Annotated in this window: 19 protein-coding genes; 7 read left to right on the forward strand and 12 right to left on the reverse strand. The window is 61.2% G+C overall.

Features of this window, described 5'->3' with window-relative positions:
* Window positions 1–12 precede the first annotated feature (12 nt).
* Window positions 13–1,593 (reverse strand): alpha-L-rhamnosidase, encoded by a 1,581-nt coding sequence (locus ACMLHG_RS06720; RefSeq protein ID WP_417169995.1) that lies wholly within the window; start codon window positions 1,591–1,593, stop codon window positions 13–15.
* Between the two features lie 171 nt (window positions 1,594–1,764).
* On the opposite strand from ACMLHG_RS06720, the gene ACMLHG_RS06725 reads away from it, so the two are divergent.
* The 4 genes from ACMLHG_RS06725 to ACMLHG_RS06740 all read left to right on the forward strand — a co-directional run bounded on the left by ACMLHG_RS06725 (window position 1,765) and on the right by ACMLHG_RS06740 (window position 6,466).
* The gene (locus ACMLHG_RS06725; protein ID WP_295806464.1) at window positions 1,765–2,919 is read left to right on the forward strand and encodes an alpha/beta hydrolase family protein; all 1,155 of its coding nucleotides are present in this window, start codon (window positions 1,765–1,767) and stop codon (window positions 2,917–2,919) included.
* A gap of 199 nt (window positions 2,920–3,118) precedes the next feature.
* Window positions 3,119–4,909 carry an ABC transporter ATP-binding protein gene (locus ACMLHG_RS06730; RefSeq protein WP_417169996.1) on the forward strand — a complete coding sequence of 597 codons (1,791 nt, stop codon included), beginning with the start codon at window positions 3,119–3,121 and terminating at the stop codon, window positions 4,907–4,909.
* Window positions 4,906–6,051, forward strand: a complete 1,146-nt coding sequence (locus ACMLHG_RS06735; RefSeq protein WP_294435061.1) for an HlyD family secretion protein — start codon at window positions 4,906–4,908, stop codon at window positions 6,049–6,051. The genes ACMLHG_RS06730 and ACMLHG_RS06735 overlap by 4 nt, the downstream gene beginning before the upstream one ends.
* Before the next feature lie 145 nt (window positions 6,052–6,196).
* Window positions 6,197–6,466 carry a hypothetical protein gene (locus tag ACMLHG_RS06740; RefSeq protein WP_417169997.1) on the forward strand — a complete coding sequence of 90 codons (270 nt, stop codon included), beginning with the start codon at window positions 6,197–6,199 and terminating at the stop codon, window positions 6,464–6,466.
* Between the two features lie 63 nt (window positions 6,467–6,529).
* On the opposite strand, the gene ACMLHG_RS06745 is transcribed toward ACMLHG_RS06740, so the two are convergent.
* Window positions 6,530–7,234, reverse strand: a complete 705-nt coding sequence (locus ACMLHG_RS06745) for a DUF1559 domain-containing protein (RefSeq protein ID WP_417169998.1) — start codon at window positions 7,232–7,234, stop codon at window positions 6,530–6,532.
* The gene (locus ACMLHG_RS06750; protein ID WP_417169999.1) at window positions 7,231–8,802 is read right to left on the reverse strand and encodes a glycosyltransferase family 2 protein; all 1,572 of its coding nucleotides are present in this window, start codon (window positions 8,800–8,802) and stop codon (window positions 7,231–7,233) included. The genes ACMLHG_RS06745 and ACMLHG_RS06750 overlap by 4 nt, the downstream gene beginning before the upstream one ends.
* 186 nt (window positions 8,803–8,988) lie before the next feature.
* Between ACMLHG_RS06750 and ACMLHG_RS06755 the strand changes: the two genes are divergently transcribed.
* Entirely contained in the window at window positions 8,989–11,649 is a 2,661-nt protein-coding gene (locus tag ACMLHG_RS06755) for a valine--tRNA ligase (protein WP_417170000.1), read from the forward strand.
* Between the two features lie 77 nt (window positions 11,650–11,726).
* On the opposite strand, the gene cysK is transcribed toward ACMLHG_RS06755, so the two are convergent.
* The 9 genes from cysK to galE all read right to left on the reverse strand — a co-directional run bounded on the left by cysK (window position 11,727) and on the right by galE (window position 19,998).
* Window positions 11,727–12,650 (reverse strand): cysteine synthase A, encoded by a 924-nt coding sequence (cysK, locus tag ACMLHG_RS06760; protein ID WP_295806475.1) that lies wholly within the window; start codon window positions 12,648–12,650, stop codon window positions 11,727–11,729.
* 131 nt (window positions 12,651–12,781) lie between these two features.
* Window positions 12,782–13,147, reverse strand: coding sequence for a hypothetical protein (locus ACMLHG_RS06765; RefSeq protein ID WP_417170001.1), 366 nt, complete (start codon window positions 13,145–13,147; stop codon window positions 12,782–12,784).
* A gap of 64 nt (window positions 13,148–13,211) precedes the next feature.
* The gene (locus ACMLHG_RS06770) at window positions 13,212–14,363 is read right to left on the reverse strand and encodes an SU10 major capsid protein (RefSeq protein WP_294435044.1); all 1,152 of its coding nucleotides are present in this window, start codon (window positions 14,361–14,363) and stop codon (window positions 13,212–13,214) included.
* Window positions 14,364–14,386: 23 nt separating this feature from the next.
* Complete coding sequence (locus ACMLHG_RS06775) at window positions 14,387–15,016, reverse strand: hypothetical protein (protein WP_295806481.1); 630 nt, start codon at window positions 15,014–15,016, stop codon at window positions 14,387–14,389.
* A gap of 154 nt (window positions 15,017–15,170) precedes the next feature.
* Window positions 15,171–15,917: an SIR2 family NAD-dependent protein deacylase gene (locus tag ACMLHG_RS06780; RefSeq protein ID WP_417170002.1), complete on the reverse strand. Its 747-nt coding sequence runs from the start codon at window positions 15,915–15,917 to the stop codon at window positions 15,171–15,173.
* Window positions 15,918–15,937: 20 nt separating this feature from the next.
* Entirely contained in the window at window positions 15,938–16,546 is a 609-nt protein-coding gene (locus ACMLHG_RS06785; RefSeq protein WP_295806487.1) for a flavin reductase family protein, read from the reverse strand.
* A 2-nt stretch (window positions 16,547–16,548) separates the two neighbouring features.
* Window positions 16,549–18,447: an ABC-F family ATP-binding cassette domain-containing protein gene (locus tag ACMLHG_RS06790; protein WP_417170003.1), complete on the reverse strand. Its 1,899-nt coding sequence runs from the start codon at window positions 18,445–18,447 to the stop codon at window positions 16,549–16,551.
* A gap of 34 nt (window positions 18,448–18,481) precedes the next feature.
* Window positions 18,482–19,027, reverse strand: coding sequence for a PolC-type DNA polymerase III (locus ACMLHG_RS06795; RefSeq protein WP_294435034.1), 546 nt, complete (start codon window positions 19,025–19,027; stop codon window positions 18,482–18,484).
* On the reverse strand, window positions 19,024–19,998 hold the full coding sequence (galE, locus tag ACMLHG_RS06800; RefSeq protein WP_294435032.1) for a UDP-glucose 4-epimerase GalE: 975 nt from the start codon (window positions 19,996–19,998) through the stop codon (window positions 19,024–19,026). The genes ACMLHG_RS06795 and galE overlap by 4 nt, the downstream gene beginning before the upstream one ends.
* A 233-nt stretch (window positions 19,999–20,231) precedes the next feature.
* Here galE and rpsT point away from each other — a divergent pair, with 233 nt between their 5' ends.
* Both rpsT and ACMLHG_RS06810 read left to right on the forward strand, forming a co-directional pair.
* Window positions 20,232–20,498 (forward strand): 30S ribosomal protein S20, encoded by a 267-nt coding sequence (gene rpsT, locus ACMLHG_RS06805; RefSeq protein WP_294435030.1) that lies wholly within the window; start codon window positions 20,232–20,234, stop codon window positions 20,496–20,498.
* A gap of 90 nt (window positions 20,499–20,588) precedes the next feature.
* The coding region (locus ACMLHG_RS06810) for an AEC family transporter (RefSeq protein ID WP_417170004.1) at window positions 20,589–21,331 on the forward strand (743 nt) is incomplete at its 3' end.

The following is a 21,331-nucleotide window of genomic DNA, read 5'->3' on the forward strand; positions in this document are numbered from 1 at the left end:
GCAGGAAAGGTTTCAGCTTCCGGCCTCCTGCGGCGCAAGACGGACCCCTTCCGGAAGGGTGATTTCCGGCGCCTTGCCCGCTTCCTGTTCCACCAGGATCGTTCCACGGGGAGTCGGCACGCCGATGCGCATCCATTCCAGCCCGGCGAGCCGGGGGGAGGCGGTCAGTTCGCTGCGTCCCGGCCGGGTGAACCGGATTCCGGAGAGCGTCTCGCTCAACCAGAAACAGGGTGCGGAAGCCCAGCCGTGGCAGAGGCTGTGACGCAGCCCCTTGTAGCAGTAGTTTCCGTAGTCCGCATGAAGGTCGCGCATTCCGGGAGGAGTGAGTTCGTCGATGCGGCCGGAGTTCTCCAGCCAGTCGAGGTTGAAATCCTCCCAGAAGGTGGTTGCGCCGCGGTCGATCATCGCGCCCCAGTAAGTGCGGATCAGCTGAAGACCCTCCGGGATGTGTCCCAGTTCGGCCATGGCGTCGAGCACAAAGGCGCCGCCGAAGGTGCTGATGTTCTTCCCGGGCGAGGCGAGGAGAGTTTCGCTCCGGTCGGCGATGCCGCCGAGGATCTGCAACGCGGCGGCGGTCTTGTTCTCTTCGCAGGCGGGACGGTGGCCGGCGAGCCGGGCGACGTTACTGCGGCAGAGTTCCAGAAGCTGTCTGTCGTCGAGGGCGGCGGCGAGTTCCGCTCCCCGGCGGAAGGCGAACGCCATCAGTCCCTGCAGCCCGGCGTGCATTGCGACGGCGTCGTCATTGCTCGGCCAGTCGAGGAACCGGCGCGGCGGCAGCTGTTCTGCGCCGGTTGAGTCGATGTAGGAGGTGAATTGTTCCGCCAGGCCGCGCAGGTAGCTCTGCTGTTCCCGGAGATATTCGAGATTGCCCGAGGCGCGAAAATATTCGCTCTGACAGATGATCCACCAGAGCGAATAGCTGGTGATGTTGTTCATCGTCGCGGGCAGGGGGGTGTCGTCGCGGACGAAGTCGAGACTGCGGGGGAGAATTTCGTGGCATCCGTACGCGGCGATCACGCTCTTGAGTTCCGGATAGAGGTCGCCCATCCAGACCAGCCGGTCGCGTTTGACGCCGTCGAAGAGGTAGTTCCCCATGCAGAGCCGGACGGTGCGCCGGGCGGTCTCCCAGATCTGGTTGAGCCGCGGATCACTGCACTCGAAGGAGCCGCACTCGTCGACGGAATATTCCAGGGAAATTGCGAGAATGTTCTGCAGTTTGAGCTCTTCAATCGCGTCGATTCGCAGGAAGCGGAATCCGGTCGTACCGTATTCGAACGTTCCGAACGCGGGCAGCAGCAGTTCGGTGTCGTGGATGGCGTGGGTCTGATCCGGACTGCCCATCGCCTCGGACGCGGATTCGCCGAACCGCAGGCGACAGCGCCCGCCGGTGCGGGTGACGATGGCGGCGCCGCCGGCAAGTTCGGTTCCGAAATCCAGCAGCAGGGCGCTCCCGGCCGGAAGCAGGGTGTCGTGGTCGCAGTGAAATGAACACTGGCACTGCTCCTTGTTGAGAAAGCGGCTTCCATCGCAGTTGGAGCTCCAGACAATCCGGCGGACCGGCAGATAGGTTTTCCGGCAGGCAAATGAGTTCATCGTTCTTCATCCCATGGTTGGATTGTTCAAAAATTTCTGCATTGTCCTCACTATACCGGAAGCTCGACGGTTTTTCTATGGATTTTATCACAAAAAACAGGATATTGTCACAAAAGATATTGACTCTTTTTCCCGGGGAAGATATATTGACGGAAAAGACAGGAGAGAAGGATGGATCTGGCGAATACACCGTTTTGCAATGTGCGCGATTGGTACCGTGTTCCGGCAGTTTACCCGGCGGAAACGTTTCAATATTCCGGGGTTCACGCGTGTTTTCTGGAGGGGGTGCCTTACCACGGCAGGCCGACCCGCTTCTTCGCCTGGTGGAGTTTGCCGGCGGGAGCCTCACCCGAAAATCCGGTTCCCGGCATCGTGCTGGTGCACGGCGGCGGAGGAACCGCGTTCGCCGACTGGGTGGAGCTGTGGAACCGGCGCGGCTATGCGGCGATTGCGATGGATACCTGCGGCCATGTGCCGTGCCGGGAGCTGACGGGCTACTGTCAGCGGTGGCCCTCGCATGAACATGCCGGTCCGGCCGGATGGGGACGGATGGAACAGGCGGAACTGCCGCCGGAAGAGCAGTGGCCCTTCCAGGCGATTTCCGCAGTGGTTTCGGCCCATTCGTTTCTCCGGTCCCGGCCGGGAGTCGACCCGGAACGGATCGGCGTGACCGGCATCTCCTGGGGCGGCTTCCTCACCTGCATTGCGGCGGGGGTGGATGAGCGGTTCCGTTTCGCCATTTCAGTCTACGGCTGCGGGGCGTTCAATGAATTCTCTTCTCAGCTGAACTACGAGCACCCGGATGCAACGCCGGAATTGCGCGAGCGCTGGTTTTCGCTCTGGGACCCGGTGCGTTACCTGGCCGGCGCCCGGCTGCCGGTGCTCTTTTTCTCCGGAACGAACGATTTTGCCTTCCCGCCGGATGCACTGGAACGCTCCTTCGACGCGGTTCCCGATCCGCGGAAACGGCTTTCGGTCAAGGTGGCTTACCCGCACAACCATACGGATTCCTGGAAGGAGGAGACGATTTTTGACTTCGCCAATGCGTCGCTCACCGGCCGGGCGCTTCCGGAGCTTTCGGCTCCGTGGCGGGAGGGAAAGTACCTGGTGACCCGGTTGCATTCCGCGGGCGAAGTGAGGGCGGTCGAATTCAACAGCACCCGGGCCGAAGGGTATTGGAGCGACCGACGCTGGAATACCATCGTGCCGGAACGTCAGGGGGATCTGCTCCGGGCGGAGATTCCGCGCGGGATGACCGCCGCCGGATTCAATCTGTTTGACCGTCAGGGCTGCTGCTGGAGCTCTCCCTTCTGGTTCCGGGAGTGATTTTCCGGGCGCGGGGCGTCTGTTTTGGCCGGACTGTCCGCCGCTTTCCGCCGCCGATCCGGTGAAAAAAAGAGAAAATATTGCAAGTGCCCGTTGAAATTTTTGCGGATAGAGGTATGCTATAAGAAAGGCAATCGGCAAGGTCATCAGGGAAACAGAACAGCTGCGGAACCCATAGGAACCCATTTCAGGTCAATTTATGGAGCGATTCAGAGAGCTGTACCGGTTTGTCCGGCCGTACCGGGGATTGCTGGGGGTAAGCATCATTTTCCACATGTGCAGCACCGGGCTCGGGCTGCTGATGCCGCTGGTTCTCAAGGTCATCATCGACAAGGCGCTCGGCGGAGCGGATCACAGTCTGCTTTTCGTGCTCCTCGGCGGGGTGATTCTGCTCTACTGGGTGCGGGCGTTCTTCTTTTACGCGAGCAACTACTTCACCAACTATCCGGTGCAGCGGATGCTGTTCGACCTGCGCGTCCAGCTTTTCAAGCATCTGCAGAGCCTTTCGCTGCGCTTCTATCAGGAGTACCGGACCGGGAAACTCATCTCGAACATTCTGACCGACGTGGCGGCGCTGCAGGCGATGATTTCCACGGTGATCGTCGGAATGGCGTCCAACCTCTTCTCGCTGGTTTTCATCAGCATCATGTTGATCGTGCTCAGTCCGAAGCTGTCGCTGATCTGCGTGGTGATGCTGCCGGTGGTCTATTTCGTCTTCTCCAGCTTCCGGCGCTCGCTGCGGCGCCGTTCGATGATGTTGCGCGAACACATGTCGGAGGTGTCCGCCAACCTCGCCGAGGTGATCAACGGCATCAAGGTGGTGAAGTCGTTCGGCAAGGAGCGTACGGAAAACCGGAATTTCATGGAGAAGCTCAAGCCGACCTTCGATATGTCGCTCAACCTTTCGATGCGGAGCATTTCATTGTCGATCGTGATGGACCAGCTGATGGTCTACAGTCTGGTGGCTGTGCTCGGATTCGGCGGTTACATGGTTTCCGAAGGGGAGATGTCGGTGGGGGAACTGGTGGCGTTCTACACCTACATGCAGATGTTCTTCGGGCCGGTGGCGGCTCTGACCAATTTTGCCCCGGCGATCAGCGAGGGCGGCGTCAGTGCGGAACGTCTGCTGAATCTGATGGATGCAGTCCCGGAAATCAAGGAGCGGGAGCACAGCGTCCATCTCCACCACGCGGATGGTTACGTCGTGTTCGACCGGGTGGGCTTCCAGTACGCCGCGAACCGGCCGGTGCTGGACTCCTTTTCGCTGGATATTGAACCGGGGCGGAAGGTGGCGCTGGTCGGTCCCTCCGGCTCGGGGAAGTCGACGGTGGCGAGTCTGCTGATGCGCTTTTTCGACGTCAGCCGGGGGCGGATTCTGCTCGACGGAATCGACATTCGCGATCTTTCGACCGAATCATTGCGCCGTCACATCGGCATTGTGTTGCAGGAATCCTTCCTCTTCAGCGGTACCATTGAGGAAAACATCCGCTACGGCAGACCGGGCGCCAGCTTTGAAGAGGTGGTGGAGGCCGCGAAGATGGCCAATGCCTACGAATTCATCCGCGAGCTGCCCAACGGGTTCCGCACCGAGGTCGGCGAGAACGGCGTCTCCCTCTCCGGCGGGCAGAAGCAGCGGATTGCCATCGCCCGGACCGTGCTTCACAATCCGGCGGTGCTGCTCCTCGACGAGGCGACCAGCGCGCTGGATACGATCTCGGAGGCGGTGGTGCAGCAGGCGCTGGACAAACTGATGGAGAACCGCACGACGATCATCATCGCGCACCGGCTTTCGACCGTACGCAACGCCGACTGCATTGTGGTGCTCAAAGACGGCCGGATTGCTCAGATGGGGCGGCATGAACAGCTGCTGCTTCAGGATGGGCCGTACCGCAGTCTCTATGCGATGCAGCTCAAGGAGCAGAAAGAGCATGACTCCCCCAACTACGAGGCCGGCCGGTTCGGGATGGCTTCGAAAGGAGGGAAGGCATGACCGCTCCGGTGCACAAATCGGGATTCCGCTGGACGATGCATATCTTCGCGGTGACTGGATTTTTTCTGGTCTTTCTGGTGATTTGCGGAGTTGTGGCGCTCTTCGTCGTGGAGATCGAGGATGTGATCTATGCGGATGGCCGCATTGTCTCCGAACTGCCGTTCGATGTGATCAGCCATGTGGACGGCAGGGTGATCCGGCTCAATTTCGAGGAGGGGGACGATGTGAAAGAGGGGGATGTGATCGCCGAGGTCGATCCCATGCAGTACGAGGAGGAGTATGTCGCAATCGAGTCGGCAATTCGCGAATACGAGGCCGAGCGCGATGTCAAGGCGGCGGAACTTGCCGCGCTGGAGAGCAATCCTCTGCCGAAAGAGCTCTGGTATGCGGAGACCAACCTGCGGGAAAGTGAAGAGCGGGCCAAGCGCACCGGGGCGCGGCTGAAACGGCTGCAGAAGCTTCGCGAGACCAACGCCATTTCGCAGAAGGAGTTCGAAGACACGGAAATCGAAAACATCAAAACGCTGGCGGAGGTCGCCCGCGCGCGGGAAAATTATGAGAAGGTGAAATCCGGACTCGGCGAAAAGAATGTCGAGAAGGCGCGTCGCGACGTCGCGCTGGTGCAGGCGAAGATCGATGGCCGCCGGGCGGCGTTGAAACTGGCGGAGCGCCATCTGGCCGACTGCCGGATTGTGGCGCCGTCGGATGGCCGTCTGGTCAACATTCCCTGTAAATTCACCATGTATGTGGAGAAGGGGAAGGTGGCGGCGAAGATGTCCTCCGGCAAGGAGATTCATGGAATGGCCTACGTCAACGAAGGGGTGGTCCGCAAGGTTCGCCCCGGGCAGAAGGTGCGCATTTCCAGCGGCGTCTTCAACCGGCTGGAGTTCGGCAGTTTTGAGGGGACGGTGGAGCGGGTGTATGATACGCCGGAACCCGGGCAGAGCACCACTGCCGGCACCAAATATCCGGTGGAAATCCGCATCGAGCCCCGCGGCCGCAAGCTTAAACTGGGTTCCTCGGCGGAATTTGCGATCGTCGCCGGTCGCGAACCTGTCATCTACTCGTTCCTCGGCATGTCCCGCGAAGATTTCCAGCGCCGCCGCGCCGAGCGGGAGGCGATGAAGCGGAAGCAGCAATGAGCTGGGTTTTCTGCTGTTCCGGAGAATGCCGCGCCGAAATCCGGTTGATTCCCGTGCCTTTCTCCCGAACGGACCGCTTGAAAAGCCTTTCCGGCAAAGTATATTAATTCGATTGTCATCGAAATCGGGAAAGGCAAACGAGAAAATGGATATTTTTGAGGCGATCATGATGGTCTGTTTCGGTGCGAGCTGGCCGGCTTCCATCTGGAAAACGATCAAAGTGAAAAATCCGGTGGGGAAGAGCATCATCTTCCTCTGGCTGGTCGAGATCGGTTATCTCTCCGGAATCATCTACAAAATTTCCAATCCGGACTGGGTGATCGCCCTCTACATTCTCAACGCCCTGATGGTCGGCACCGATCTTGTCCTCACCTGTCGCTACCGCCGGATGCGCGCCCGCGGCGAACTGAAGTAGAGGGCAAAAAAAATCCTCCGCACAAATGCGGGGGATTTTTTTGCGGGTGAAGCGGCACCGCAATCAGCGCCAGGCGGCTTCTTCCCACATGGCGCGGCTGTAGAAGGTGTTGCCGGAAATGGAGACGTTGAAGACCGGTTTGTCCTTGTCCGCCATATGCCAGGAACAGCGGACCGTCGGGAAGAAGCTCAGGATGCTGGAGTACTTGATATCCTTGAACTGCCCCTCTACCTCACAGGTGCCGGAACGGATGTCCTTGATCTTCTTCATCTGCCAGCTGAGGGTATCCGATGCCAGCTCCTCTTCGGTGCCGAACTGGCATTTTGCATCGCTGAATTCGTAGAAGTAGCTGATCTTGTTTACGGCGGTATCCGGCTCGTTGTCGACATCGGTATTGGGATTGATTTTCCAATACACCCCTTTGCTTCCCTGCCGGTCATACGATGCCGCATACTGGGTGTCGTCGAGCCGTCGGGAGTTCCAGGCTTCCGGCGCGGTGTCCGGCGGATTGCCGTCTTTGGCGCAGTGATAGATGTTGCGGCTGCTCATGTAGGTCGGGAAGAGCCGGGAGATCCACGGTGCCATCCAGTCGCGGTGATCCCCGCGGTACTGGGTCAGCGCCAGCCCGAACTGCTTGAGATTGTTGAGACAGGCGGTGTCGCGCGCCTTCTCCCGCGAGCGGTTGAGTGCCGGCAGCAGAATGCCTGCTAAAATTGCGATGATTGCGATCACGACGAGGAGTTCAATCAGGGTAAAATTTTTTCTCATGTTTCCTGTTCCCCTTCCGGCTGGCCGGTCAGCCCGTGCCGGGTCTTTTCCCAGTAAAACGGTTTGGTGAAAATCTGCCAGAACCCTTTCCATGCCGCCAGCGAAATCATCAGCCAGTAGAGCGGCATGAGCAATGCCGCCGGTATCAGAAAATAGTAGTTGCGTTTGATACAGGCGGCAACTCCAATCCCTATAAATATAAAGTTCGCCGCGAACATTATCAAGGAACCTGCGAAAAAAATCTGCGAAAAAATCGACCAGAAGGCGTCTTCGCCCGGACCGGCGTAGACCAGCGGCCACGCCCGAAGGTAGAACGCTCCGAGGGGGATTCCCTGATAGCCGTCGTCGATGGTGTGCGGTCCGACCACCTGATCGAAGAAGCTCAGCCCGTGCGCGGCGCCGTGCAGCAGAAGACCGGCATAGAGCAGCAGCACCGCCCAGAAGATCAGGTTGGTGAGCATCATCAGCGCGCTGCCGCCGACGGCGAGAAAGCCGCCGAACGCGCCGTACAGCCCCAGCCGTTTCACCGTCCGGAAAGGGTTCCGGTAGTGAACCAGGTGGGTCTGAATGAACCCCTTGACCCAGCGTGACCGCTGGCGCATCCAGTTCCACAGCTGCGAGTTGGCCTCTTCGTAGGTGGTGGAGTTCACCAGCCGGGTGCGGTAGCCGCGTTCGTAGATGCGCAGACCCAGGTCGCAGTCTTCGGTGACGTTGAAGGGATCCCAGCCGCCGACCTCCCGCAGTCCGGCGGTGCGGAAGTGGTTGGAGGTTCCGCCGAGCGGCAGCGGCAGGCCGAAGAGGCTGTATCCGCTCAGCGTGAGGTCGAAGTAGGTGGAGTACTCCACCGTGAAGAGGCGGGTCAGGAGGTTGTATTTTGCGTTGAAGTAGTTGAGTTTTGCCTGCACGCAGAGCAGTTTCCCGCTTTTGTCGCGGCGGAAGACGGCGACCGCCTTGCGGAGCTGGTCCGGTTCCGGGGCGTCCTCGGCGTCGAAGATGACGCAGAACTCGCCGCGGGCGCGCTCCAGCCCGAAGTTGCAGGCGCGCGGCTTGGTTTTCGGCGGAGCGTCCGGGACGACGATCACTTCGCAGCAGGCGGGAATCCCCGCCTTTTCCAGCGCTTCGCGGGTTTCGCTGTCGTCCGCTTCCAGCAGCAGTTTGATGTCCAGCTTCTCCGGCGGATAGTCGAGCCGCTCCATGTTGCGGACGATCTTTTCTGCGATATTCGCTTCGTGATAGAGCGGCAGCAAAATGGTGTAGACCGGCAGCTCCTCCGCCGGGATGGCGGCCGCTTCTTCCGCGCTTACGATCTCTTCGCCGCGTCCGAACCAGGAGAGCAGCGCCGCGCCGCCGCGGAAGAATGCCGCCGCCGCGTACCAGAACATCAGGATTCCGGTGACCAGAAAGATGAAGTAGTCCCAGCGGAATTTGAGCAGCAGCAACAGCAGCAGTGCCGCGGCGAGATAGTAGATCTTCTGGCCCCGCGAAGTTACGTTGACAGCACATCCGCCGGGGTGCTGTTCGATAAATTCACGGGTGAGACGGTCGAGCTGAGTGCGATCCTGTTTCATGTCGTTTCCCGGAGTGTCGTTTTATTTACCATACAGCCGGAACGCCCAAATGCAACCGTCCCGGCGGAGCGGAACGAATATTTTCTTTCGAAAAAAAATTCCGCGGCTGAAAAAATCGGAAGTGTGTGCTATATTATGTGGTTTATCTGTATTCTGAAATGCATCAACAGGAGTCTGTAATAGAAAATGAGTACGCAAGAACCGTTGCCGAGAGCCTATGAACCGGCTCAGGTCGAAGCGAAATGGTTCCCGAAATGGGAAGCCGCCGGGAATTTTCACGGGAAACCGAATCCGGAGAAGAAGCCGTATTCCATCGTCATCCCGCCGCCGAACGTCACCGGCATTCTCACCCTCGGGCACGTGCTCAACAACACGCTTCAGGACATCCTCTGCCGCTATCACCGCATGAAGGGCGAGGAGGTCTGCTGGTTCCCCGGCACCGACCACGCCGGCATCGCCACCGAGGCGCGGGTCGAGAAGTACCTGCGCAAGGAGGAGAACACCGGCCGCGACGAGCTCGGCCGCGAGGAGTTCATCCGCCGCGTCTGGCAGTGGAAAGGGGAGTTCGGCGGCAAGATCATCCGCCAGCTCCGCACGCTGGGCTGCTCCTGCGACTGGGAGCGGGAACGCTTCACGATGGATGAAGGACTTTCCGAAGCGGTCCGCAAGGTCTTCGTCGAACTCTATCACAAAGGCTATATCTACCGCGGTCAGCGGATGATCAACTGGTGCCCGGTCGCCAAGAGCGCGCTCTCCGATGAAGAGGTGATCTACAAGGAGGTGCCCGGCAAGTTCTATCACTTCCGGTATCCGCTTGCCGACGGCTCCGGCTATCTGGTGGTGGCGACCACCCGTCCGGAGACCATGTTCGGCGATACCGCGGTGGCGGTCCACCCGGATGACGAGCGCTACAAGCATCTCATCGGCAAGATGGTGCGCCTGCCGCTCACCGACCGGGAGATTCCGATCATCGCCGATGAACACGCCGACCCGACCAAGGGAACCGGCTGCGTGAAGATCACCCCCGCCCACGACCCGAACGACTTCGAAGTCGGCCGCCGCCACGGGCTGGAAGTGATCAACATCATGAATCCGGATGCTTCGCTCAACGCCCGCTGCGGAGCGCAGTTCGAAGGGCTCGACCGCTTCGTGGCGCGTGACCTCTGCGTCAAACTGCTCGAGGAGCAGGGGCTGGTCGAGAAGATCGAAGACATCCGTCACGCGGTCGGTTACTCCGAACGGGGCGATGTGCCGATCGAGACGCTGGTGAGCTATCAGTGGTTCTGCAACATGAAGGAGCTGGCCAAACCGGCGATCGAAGCGGTGAAGTCCGGCAAAATCAAATTCTACCCCGAGCGGTGGAGCAAGACCTATTTCCACTGGATGGAGAACATTCAGGACTGGTGCATCTCCCGCCAGATCTGGTGGGGGCACCGGATTCCGGCCTGGTACAACGACGAGAACGGCGAGATCTACGTCGGCATGGAGGCGCCCACTGCGCCCGGCAAGTGGCGGCAGGAGGAGGATGTGCTCGACACCTGGTTCAGCAGCTGGCTCTGGCCGTTCTCGATCATGGGCTGGCCGAAGGAGACCGAGGAGCTGAAATATTTCTACCCGACCTGCGACCTGGTGACCGGCCCGGACATCATCTTCTTCTGGGTGGCGCGCATGATCATGGCCGGGTGCGAATTCATGAAGGAGATTCCGTTCCGGAACGTCTACTTCACCAGCATCATCCGTGACGAGCAGGGGCGGAAGCTCTCCAAGTCGCTCGGCAACTCGCCCGATCCGCTCGATGTGATCGCGGAGTACGGCGCCGACGCGCTCCGCTTCTCGATCGTCTACATCGCGCCGGTCGGCATGGACATCCGCTACAGCAACGAGAAGTGCGAACTCGGCCGGAACTTCGCCAACAAGCTGTGGAACGCCTGCCGCTTCCGCCAGATGCAGGGGGGAGTCTCCGCCGGGTTCCGGGAGCTGGATCCGGCTGTTCTCGCCTCGCTCTCCTGCGACGAGCGCTGGATGCTTTCGCGGCTTGACGCGGCGATCAGTTCGATTACGACGGCGCTGGCGGAATTCCGTTTCCACTCTGCCGCGCACGAGCTTTACGATCTGGTCTGGTCGAACTTCTGCGACTGGTTCATCGAGGCGGAGAAGGTTCCGATGCGCGCCGGCGGCGCGGAGAAGGAGCGGGCGCTGGCGGTGCTCGACTATGCGCTGTTCCGGATTCTCCGGCTGCTGCACCCCTTCATGCCGTTCATCACCGAAGAGCTGGCGCATCAGATGGGCTTCGTCGCCGACGGGGCTTCGATCATGTACGAGTCGTTCCCGGAGACCGATGCGTGCTGCTCCGCCGATCCGGCCGAACTCGAACGGGTGGACGGGAAGTTCGAACTGGTCCGCGGCGGCCGCTTCCTGAAGGCCTCCTACAACATTCCGGATGGCAAGAAGGTGAAGTTCTACGTCAAGGCGGTCGACGCCGATGCTCTGGCGTTCTTCCGCGAACAGGAGCCGTCGCTCCGGAGCCTGCTCAACGCCGAGGAGATCGAATTTTCGCTCGACGACTTCGACAGTGCCGCCCGCGGTGCGGCGCCTTCGCGGCTCTGCCGGTTCGGAACGATCTACCTGCCGCTGGCCGATCTGATCGACGTAGCCGCCGAGCGGAAAAAGCTGGAAAAACAGCAGAAGGAACTGCAGGGCTGGATCGCCGGTTCCCGCGCCAAACTCAGCAACGAACGCTTCCTGGCCAAAGCGCCGGAACAGGTGGTTGCCGATGCCAGAGCGCACCTCGCCGAGCTGGAGGAAAAGCTTGCCCGGACCGAGGAGATGCTCAACTCCCTGCGGTAAGTTCCGCTTGTGCCAAAAAAATGAGCCGGAGTGCGAACGTGGCGCTCCGGCTCATTTTTTTTCTTTGTAACGCGCTCTCAGTTGTCGAAGAGCCAGGTGGAGAGATAGCGTTCTCCCGAATCCGGTAGCAGGACGACGATCCGCTTCCCGGCCCACTCCGGGGTGCGGCTGAGCTTCAGTGCCGCCGCGAGCGCCGCACCGGAGGAGATGCCGATGAGGAGACCCTCCTCCTTCGCCGACGCGCGGGCGACTTGCCCCGCCTCTTCGGCGGAAATTTTGAAGATGCCGTCGATCACGTCGGTGTCGAGCACTTTCGGCACGAATCCGGCGCCGATGCCCTGCAGTTTGTGCGCGCCGGGAGCCTCGCCGGAGAGCACGGCCGAGGTGTCCGGCTCCACCGCGAAGATCTTGACGGCGGGATTCTTCTCCTTGAGAACTTCCCCGACGCCGGTCAGGGTGCCGCCGGTGCCGACTCCGGCGACGAAGGCGTCGATTTTCCCGTCGGTGTCGCGCAGGATCTCCTGCGCGGTGGTCCGGCGGTGGATGGCGGGATTGGCCGGATTGCCGAACTGCTGCGGAATGAACGAGCCGGGATTGGCCGCATGCAGCTCTTCCGCGCGGTCGATCGCGCCCTGCATCCCGGCCGCGCCGGGGGTGAGCACCAGTTCCGCGCCGTAGGCGGCCAGCAGTTTGCGCCGCTCGACGCTCATCGTTTCGGGCATGGTGAGGATCAGCCGGTAGCCTTTGACCGCGGCGGCAAGGGCGAGGCCGATTCCGGTGTTGCCGCTGGTCGGTTCGATGATCAGCGCACCGGGTTTGAGCAGGCCGCGCGCTTCGGCGTCCTCGATCATCGCGAGTCCGACGCGATCCTTGACGCTGCCGCCCGGATTGAAATATTCCACCTTCGCCAGCACGTCGGCTTTGCCGTCGTTGAGGCGGTGAATGCGAAGCAGCGGCGTGCCGCCGATCAGTTCGGTGATGTGGTCGAAGATTCTGCCCATGGTGTCCTCCTCCTGAAGTTGCAGATGTAAGTTCTGATCCTTACAATATAGTGCCCGGGAGAAAAAATACAAGCCATCCCGCGTCCGTTCCCGGCGGAAACGGACACGGAACAGCTTCCGGAATGCCGATGTCAGCCCCGGAGAAGGTGCGGTTCCGGACGCAGCAGTTCCTCCAGCAGCCGGAGTGCGCGCGGCGAAAACTCCGGCGTCTCCTGCTTCTGCCAGCTCCGGCCGCCCAGTCCGCTGATCTCCTCGGAGGCGAGAAGCGGTCTGCCGGGGGAGGGGAGGCGGGTCAGGTAGAGCGCCTGCTCGAACACCGCGTTCCGGTGGCGGACATTCTCCGGATCGAGCCGGTTTCCGGTCAGCGAAGCGAGATCGGCTTCGGCGGTGACGAGCGCGCCGCGCCGCCGCTCCTCCGGGAGGGCACACCACTCGGCGGAGTCGAGGTGGGTGGCGAAATACCGTTCCGCTTCCGGAAAAAGTTCTTCGATATCCATCGTCATGATTCTCCTCTTAGAAAAAAGGCGGCGCGGAAATGGAGGAATCCGCGCCGCCCCGGGATCAGTTGCCCGCCTTGATGGCGGCCAGCGCCTCACTGCTCGACTGCAGATTGGAGATGCGGCAGATCCGCTGCGCCGCGTTCCGGAAGACGAAGGTGAGTTCGCCGAGCGCCATCCGCTTGATGCCGTCGAACCCCTTCGGGGTGGCGTCGGTATCGGTGATGGCGCGCCCGTTCAGGCTGGAGAGTCCGAAGCCGGCGGGGTCGAGCACCCAGACGTCGGTGTCCGGCACATCCGGATCGGCCATGATGGTCATGCCGCGGCCGTTGATCTCGTTGACCACGACTGCGACGTAGGCGCCGCGCCGGTCGTCGGAACGGAGGATCTGAAGCTGATTCTTGTATTCGCAGGAGAGGACGCGCGCCTGTCCGGGCGAACAGAGAATCTGCGTCGGATCACCGCCCGCACCCATGACCGCCTGGGCGGCGTCGTTGACCAGCGTGCTGTCCAGCTTCGTCGTGAGCGCGTCGATCGCGGGCGAATTCGAACGGGTGCCGAAGAAGTAGAGGCCGCCCGCTTCGCCGCGGGTGGTCGCCGTCGCCTCGACCCGGCGGCCGAAGAGGGCGACACGGTTGAGGTCGCGGGCGAGTTCGCCGAGCGCGAAGGCGGTCTGACGGTTGAGCTGGTTGTCCGCCGAACCGAAGACGTTGATCGCCAATGCGGTTCCGGAGAGGATGATGTCCTTGCGGAAGATCTGACAGCAGTTGTATTCGCACGCACCGGTGAGGCCGGTTTCGTCGCCGTCGCCCGGATTGCTCCCCTCCGCGACCGGAGTGGAGACGATGTTGAGCACGTCACCGTCCTCCGGCATCGTCTTTTTGGACCCGTTCGCGGCGACGAGGGTGACGGTGAAGGTGGCGTCGTCGAGCGCGGTCACCCGGAAGAGCGCCGAATCGTTCCGCACCACCAGCAGCGTGCCGATTTTGATTCCGGCAAAGGAGGAGTCGGCGGGCGTGACCACGCCGGCTTCGGTGACGGTGGAGGCGGTGACGCTCCGGCCGGCGATCTGGTCTTCGAGCCACTCATGTTTCTGCTGCGTGGCGTTCTCCACCGGCTTGAAGTTGGAGATGAAGCGCGGTTCATCCTTGATGACGGTCGAAAGAATGTCCGAGAGGTCGCGTTTCTTGTTCTGGAAGCTGTAGCTGTACAACATGTTCGATACTCCTTATTTCTGGTTCAGTGCTGAAGGGATTCGGGGGCGGCGGCGATCATCCGGGCGAGTTCCGCGGCCGGGTCGGAGACGATGGCTCCGCCTGCTGCGGCAACCGGCGGCGTATCGGGCAGCCCGGCGCCGGGTTTGAGTTCCGTCTTGAAGAAGCGGGGCAGTCTGGTGCGCAGCTCCTCCATGAACGCTTCGGTCTGTTCCGACGAATCCACCTCGAGGGCGCCGCGTTCGCAGAGATATTCGAGGTAGTCGCGGTCGGTGAAGCGGTAGTGGTCGGCCAGCTCGTCCACCCGGCGGCGGAAGCGGAGTTCCCGGAGCTCCTTCTGCGCGGCGTCGCGTTCGGCTCCGGTTTCATCGGCGCGGCGACGCAGTTCGGCAAGTTCGCTTTCAAACTTGCGCCGGAGCTGTTCCGCTTCGGGCAGGGAACGGGTTTCGAGCTCCTCGACCCGGGCGCGGGATTGTTCGAGGTTGCGGGTGAGTTCCCGGTTCCGCTCTTCCAGCGCCCGGTTGGCGTCCCGGGTGCTGCGGAGCGAAACCGGATCGAAGTCGTCGGGGCGCAGACTGCCGAGGAAGGTTCTCTCCTCCTCCTGCAGTGCCTCCCCGGCGGCGGCTTTCCGGATGATCTCGGCAAGATGGATCATCGGTCCTGGTCTCCTTTCCTTTTTGGGGTTGTCGGCCGCGCATTCGGCGCGTACAAACTCAAAGGAAAATGTCAACCGGGAACGGAATTTTCAGCAGAAAAAAGCGGGGTGAGGAGAAATCCGCACCCCGCTTGCCAGCCGGCGAATCCGGCCTCTAAAGTTTTGCCAGACGGTGCTCGAGATCATCGAACACCTTGAAGAGGTCGTCGTAATGGAGCGTTGCATATCCGTCCAGCGGCGTGGGCTGAGCGTTGACGATCACGATTCTGCCGCCGCCGCTCCGGGTTGCCAGCGGCAGCGAGGCCGCCGGCTGGACGGTGAGACTGCTGCCGAGCACCAGCAACAGCTCCGCCTCCTCCATGTCGCGGAACGCCTGATCGAGCAGGTCGCTGTCGAGCGATTCCCCGTAGAAGACGATGTCCGGCTTGATAACGCCGCCGCAGGGACAGTGCGGCACTTCGCCCGCGAGCACCCGCGGCGCGATTTCGGCGTAACCGAACTCCTTCCGACAGCGCAGACAGTGGTGATGGGCCGGACTGCCGTGCAGTTCGTACACCTTCCGGCTGCCCGCCTTCTGATGCAGAAGGTCGATGTTCTGGGTGTAGACGCAGTGCAGCATGCCGTGCGCCTCCAGTCCGGCCAGCGCCCGGTGCACCGCGGCGGGATGAAACTCATCCAGCCGGTAGATGAACTCCTGTGCCCAGCGGTAGAAGAGTCCGGGATCCTCGAGAAAACAGTCGAGCGAGAGGATCTCCTCGACCTGCTTCCCGTGCCACGGCTGAAGGTAGACGCCGTTGGCTCCCCGGAAATCCCGGATTCCGGAGAGCGTGGAGATTCCGGCGCCGGTGAAGGCGATGGTGTTCCGGGACTCCCGGAGCAGTTTCCAGAGTTCGTCGTACATGGGCGGCTCCTTTGCCTCCGTCAGCGGCGGATGGTCGGACCGGGTTTTTTGCGGACCGAATAGCCGAAGTGACCCAGGCATTTGCCCAGTTCATAGTAGTGGCCGTGGGCGTAGCCGAGCAGACCGGCGTCGTCGATGCGGAATTTGCCGCTTTTGTCGATCAGCTCCTCCGCCGCCTGCACTGCGACCACTTCAGCGAGGAAGAGCGTATGGCTGCCGAGGTCGATCGACTGCGCCACTTTGCACTCCAGCACGAGCGGACACTCCGCCAGAACCGGCGCGCACACCTTGTCTCCGGCGACGGCGGTGAGATGCTGTTCGGCGATTTTATCGTGGTCGCGGCCGGAGACCACGCCGCACCAGTCCACCGTCTTCGCCAGCGAAGCCGGCGGAATGTTGACGGTGAAGACCCCCAGCTCACGGATGGCCGGGAAGGAGTGCCGTTCCGGACGGACCGAAATCGACACCATCGGCGGATTGCTGTTCACCGTGCCCGCCCAGGCGATGGTGACCAGATTCCAGGGGTACTTTTCGCCATCGCCGCTGCCGACCAGAACCACCGGCACCGGGGCGAGCTGTGTGCTGCCCGGCCAGACTGTTTTGCGGCTGAAATCCTTTGCTTTCTCCATCTTCACTTTCCCTCCAGCGTTGCTCGTTTATTTTCCAGCTCCTCCCACCTCTGATAGAGGCGGGCCGCTTCGGCGCGGGCGGCGTCCAGCTCGCGCTGAAGTTCCGCGGAGCGGCTGCCGTATTTTTCAAAAAAGTCGGGGTCGCCGAAACACGCCTCGATTTCGGCGATCTTTTCTTCGGCGGCGGTGACGGCCTCCTCCATCCCCTCGAGTTCGCGGTTCTCCTTGAAGGAGAGCTTCCGGGGCGTGCGCGCCGGGGCAGGGGAGGGGGCGGCGGAAGGTTTGGTTGTCTCCCGGACCGGAGCCGGTTCGGCGGCGGCGCGCCGTTCCCGCCGTTTTTCCAGACTGTAGTCGTAATCTCCGGGGGTGTAGACGATCTTCCCGCCGGGATCGAAGGTGAGGATTCCCGTACAGACCCGGTTGAGAAAGTAGCGGTCATGGCTGACCACGAGGAGACAGCCGCCATAGGAGAGCAGCGCCTCCTCGAGCAGCCGCAGGCTCGACAGATCCAGATCGTTGGTCGGTTCGTCGAGGATCAGAAAATTTCCGCCCTGCTTGAGGATCTTCGCCAATGTCAGGCGCGCCCGCTCGCCGCCGGAGAGATATTTGATCTTCGTGTTGATCCGCTCGTCTTCGAAGAGAAACCGCTTGAGGTAGCCCCAGACCGAAATTTTTTCGGTGCCGAGCTGAACGTTCTCCACCCCTTCGCCGATCTCCTCGAGGACGCTTTTTTCCGGATCGAGCACCAGCCGGGACTGGTCGATGTAATTGAACTCCACCGTCGGCGCCGCCACCGCTTCCCCCCGGTCCGGAATGAGGGAACCGGTGATGATTTTGAGCAGTGTGCTCTTGCCGATGCCGTTCGGACCGACCAGACCGATGCGCGAACCGGGTTCGAATTCGAAACTGAAGTCGTCGATGATCTTCCGGCTCCCGAAGGAGAGCGAGACGTTTTTGAGCTCGACCGTCTTGTTGCCGAGCCGGGAGGCCGCCGGAATCAGCAGCTCCATGTCGGAATCCCGGATCGGACCGGAACGGGCGGCGATCTCGTCGAACCGCTTCATTCTGCCGAGATTCCGTTTCAGCCGCGCCTTGGGGGAGCGGCGCACCCATTCGATTTCGGAGCGCAGAAAGCTCCGGCGTTTCTCTTCGGCGATGTCCTCGCGCGTCTCCCGCTCGGCCTTGGCGGCGAGGAAATCGGCGTAACTGCCTTGATAGCTGTAGAACTTCCCGTGGGAAAGCTCCACGATCCGGGTGGAAATCCGGTCGAGAAAACAGCGGTCGTGGGTGATGAAAAGACAGCTGCCGCGGTAATCGGCGAGGAAGTTTTCGATCCACTCCACCGTGCCGACGTCGAGATGGTTGGTCGGCTCGTCGAGCAGCAGCAGGTCGGGTTCGGCCACAATCGCCCGCGCCAGCGCAACCCGGCGCTGTTCGCCGCCGGAGAGGGTGCCGCAGAGCCGATCCCGGTCGGTGAGACCGAGTTTTTCCAGCACGAGATCGAGCTTGTTGTCGAGGTTCCAGCCGTCGTGCAGCATCAGCTGATGGTCGATGGCGGCGTGTTCGGGCGAGTTGACCGAAAGGGTTTCAAATTTGTGCTGGAGTTCCCGGAACCAGGCGAGCCCCTCCGCGACATTTTCCGCAATCGAACGGTTGCCGTCGAGCCGGAACTCCTGCGGAAGGAGCGCCACCCGCAGCTCCCGCGCCCGGGTAATCGAACCGCCGCCGGGAAGCTCCTCGCCGGTGATCAGACGGAACAGTGTGGACTTGCCGCTGCCGTTCCGGCCGACCAGCCCGACCCGTTCCCCGCTGGAAATGGAAAATTCCGTATTGTCGTAAAGTGTCTGCCGCCCGATGGAGAGCGACAGCTCTTCCGCGGCCCAGAGTACATTGTCAGCCATTCTGTTTCCTGCCGGTTTTATGCTGCGCCGCAGCTCAGCTGGCGCAGTGTTTCAGCGCTTCGGTGAGGCTGATGCCCAGCACCTGCCTCGTCCACTCCACGTCTGCGGCGGCGCGGTGGGCGTTCATCGACTTGTCGCTTTCCAGCTGGAAAAAGACCCGCAGGTTCTGCAAACTGTAGGAGGCCAGCCCCGGATGGGTCTTCTTCACCAGCCGCAGGGAGTCGAGCGTCTTCCCTTTCCAGAGCGGCAGCCCGGTTCGCGCCAGACTCTCCTGCAGAAACCCGAGGTCGAAGAAGGCGTTGTGCGCCACCAGGGTGCTCTCCTCCGCCAGCGTCAGAAACTTTCTGCCCACTTCGGCGAAGCGGGGCGCGCCGGACACCATCTCATCGGTGATATGGTGAACCGACACCGCTTTCGGAGGAATCCGCCGGCCCGGGTTGATCAGCGACTGAAACCGGGTGAGGGATCCATCCCGGTCGACCCGGACCGCCGCAAGTTCGACGATCCGGTCGTTCTCCGGACTCATCCCGGTGGTCTCCACGTCGAAGATCGTGAAGGGACCGAGCTCGTGCCAGATCAATTCGCGTAACCCTCCGGATGCTTGAGCTGCCACTTCCAGGCGGATTCGATGATGTCGTGGGCCGATTCAAATTTCGGCTGCCACTTGAGCATCGTGCGCGCCCGATCGCTGCAGGCGATCAGCCGGGCGGGGTCACCGGGACGGCGCGGGCAGATGTCGTATTTGACCTTGAGGCCGGTCACCTCTTCCGCGGCGTTGATGATCTCCTTGACCGACAGCCCGTTGCCGGTTCCCAGATTGTAGTGGCCGCTCTCCGGTGCGGAGAGCGCCAGCTCGTGCGCCTGGGCGAGGTCGAGAATGTGGATGTAGTCGCGGATGCAGGTCCCGTCCGGCGTATCGTAGTCGTCGCCGAAGAGCATCAGCTTTTCGCGCTTGCCGCGCACGGTCTGAAGGATCAGCGGGATCAGGTGGGTTTCCGGGCGGTGATCCTCACCGAAGTTCGGGGTGGCGCCCGCGGCGTTGAAGTAGCGCAGCGCGGCGTAGTTCATGCCGTAGATCTGGCTGTACCATTTGAGAACTTTTTCAAAGCAGAGCTTGGATTCGCCGTAGGGGTTGATCGGAACCTGCCGGTCGTTCTCGCGGATCGGAATCGACTCCGGCTGACCGAAGGTGGCCGCGGTGCTCGAGAAGACGAACATCTTCACGCCGCTTTCGACGGCGGCGTCGGCGAGGTTGATGCCGTTGGCGATGTTGTTGCGGAAGTACTTTGACGGATCCTTCATCGATTCGCCGACCAGAGAGAAGGCGGCAAAGTGCATGACCGCGTCAAATTTCCCTTCGCGGCAGACGCTCTTGATTTTTTCGCGGTCGGAGAGGTTGCCGAGGATGAACTTCGCGCGCGGGTCGACCGCCTGACGGTGACCGGTGAGCAGACCGTCGAAAATGGTGACGTCATAACCGTGATCGAGCAGGTATTCCGAGCAGGCGCTGCCGATGTAGCCGGCTCCTCCGGTGACCAGAACTTTCTTCATTTCTCAAGACTCCTGTGGTATGGGTGGTTGGTAAAACTCTTCTTTATTAAAAATACACTCGATCGCCGTTTTTTTCAACGTTCCGAAACAAATCTCCGCCAAATCTCCGGAAATGACGTTTTTTTTGGTTGTTTTGCTTGAAATTCCGGAAAAATGTGATATTTTCTTATACTCATGCTGATCGATGAAAAATCTATTTGATATAGAATCGAAAACGTAAGGAAAAAAGAAAAATGGCTCACACGAAATCCGCTCTCAAGCGTCTGCGCACCAGTCAGCAGGCCAACCTCCGCAACCGCATGCGCAACAGCGAACTCAAAACCATCGAGAAGAAGCTGCGCGCCGCCGTCGCCGCCGGAGAGACTGCGACCGCCGCCGAGCTGGCCAAGAAGTTCTCCAGCCGTCTGGACAAGGCTGCCAAGGTCGGAACCATCCATCCGAACCGCGTCGCCAACAAGAAGTCCCAGGCCGACAAGCTGATGAATTCGCTCGCGAAGTAATCTGCCCGGCAGGTCAGAAACGGCGTCTTCCCGGAGTGGCGGACGCCGTTTTGCATTTTTTGATTCCTCTTTTCCCCGGGTTCCCGGAAGATGATGTACAAAGTTTTTGTCTCGATTCTCGAGACGTTTCTGGTCTTCGGATTCGGAGCGCTCGCCTGGCGGCTTCGAATGATCAAATCCACGGATCTCGGCCGGCTCTCCCGGCTGACGCTCGATCTCTTCTTCCCGTTGCTGACCTTTTCGACGATCACCCGCAATTTCGACCCGTCGAATCTTTCCGAACTCTGGCTTATGCCGGTGCTCGGCATCGCGATCATGCTGGTCGGTGCGGTGATCGGTCACTATCTCAAGCGGTTTCTGCGCGACAAAACGCCCGCCCGGCTCGGCACCTTTCACCACATCTGCGCCATCAACAACTACGTGTTTCTGCCGATCATCATTCTGCAGAACGTCTGGGGGGAGCGCCACGTCGCGCTGCTTCTGCTGATGAACGTCGGTTCGACCATCGGCTTCTGGACGATCGGCGTGATGACCTTCACCGGCGGAGGTACGCTCGGGAAGGCGTTGCGGAGCATCTTTTCGATCAACGTGGCGGCGGTGGCGGCGGCTCTGCTGGTCTGCTTTCTCGGCATTCCGATTCCGGAACCGCTGGCCTATTCGATCCGCTACCTCGGCGATATCACGGTTCCCTTCATGCTGGTGGTGATCGGCGTGGCGCTGGTCCACTGCTTTCAGGGGATGCTCAAAGGGTGGTTCGACATGCTCTATCTGTCGCTGGTGCGGCTGGTGGTCATTCCGGTGGTGGTTCTGCTCCTGCTCCAGCTTCTGCCTCT

It is taken from the genome of Victivallis sp. (genome assembly GCF_048170485.1).
In the GTDB taxonomy this organism is placed as follows: domain Bacteria; phylum Verrucomicrobiota; class Lentisphaeria; order Victivallales; family Victivallaceae; genus Victivallis.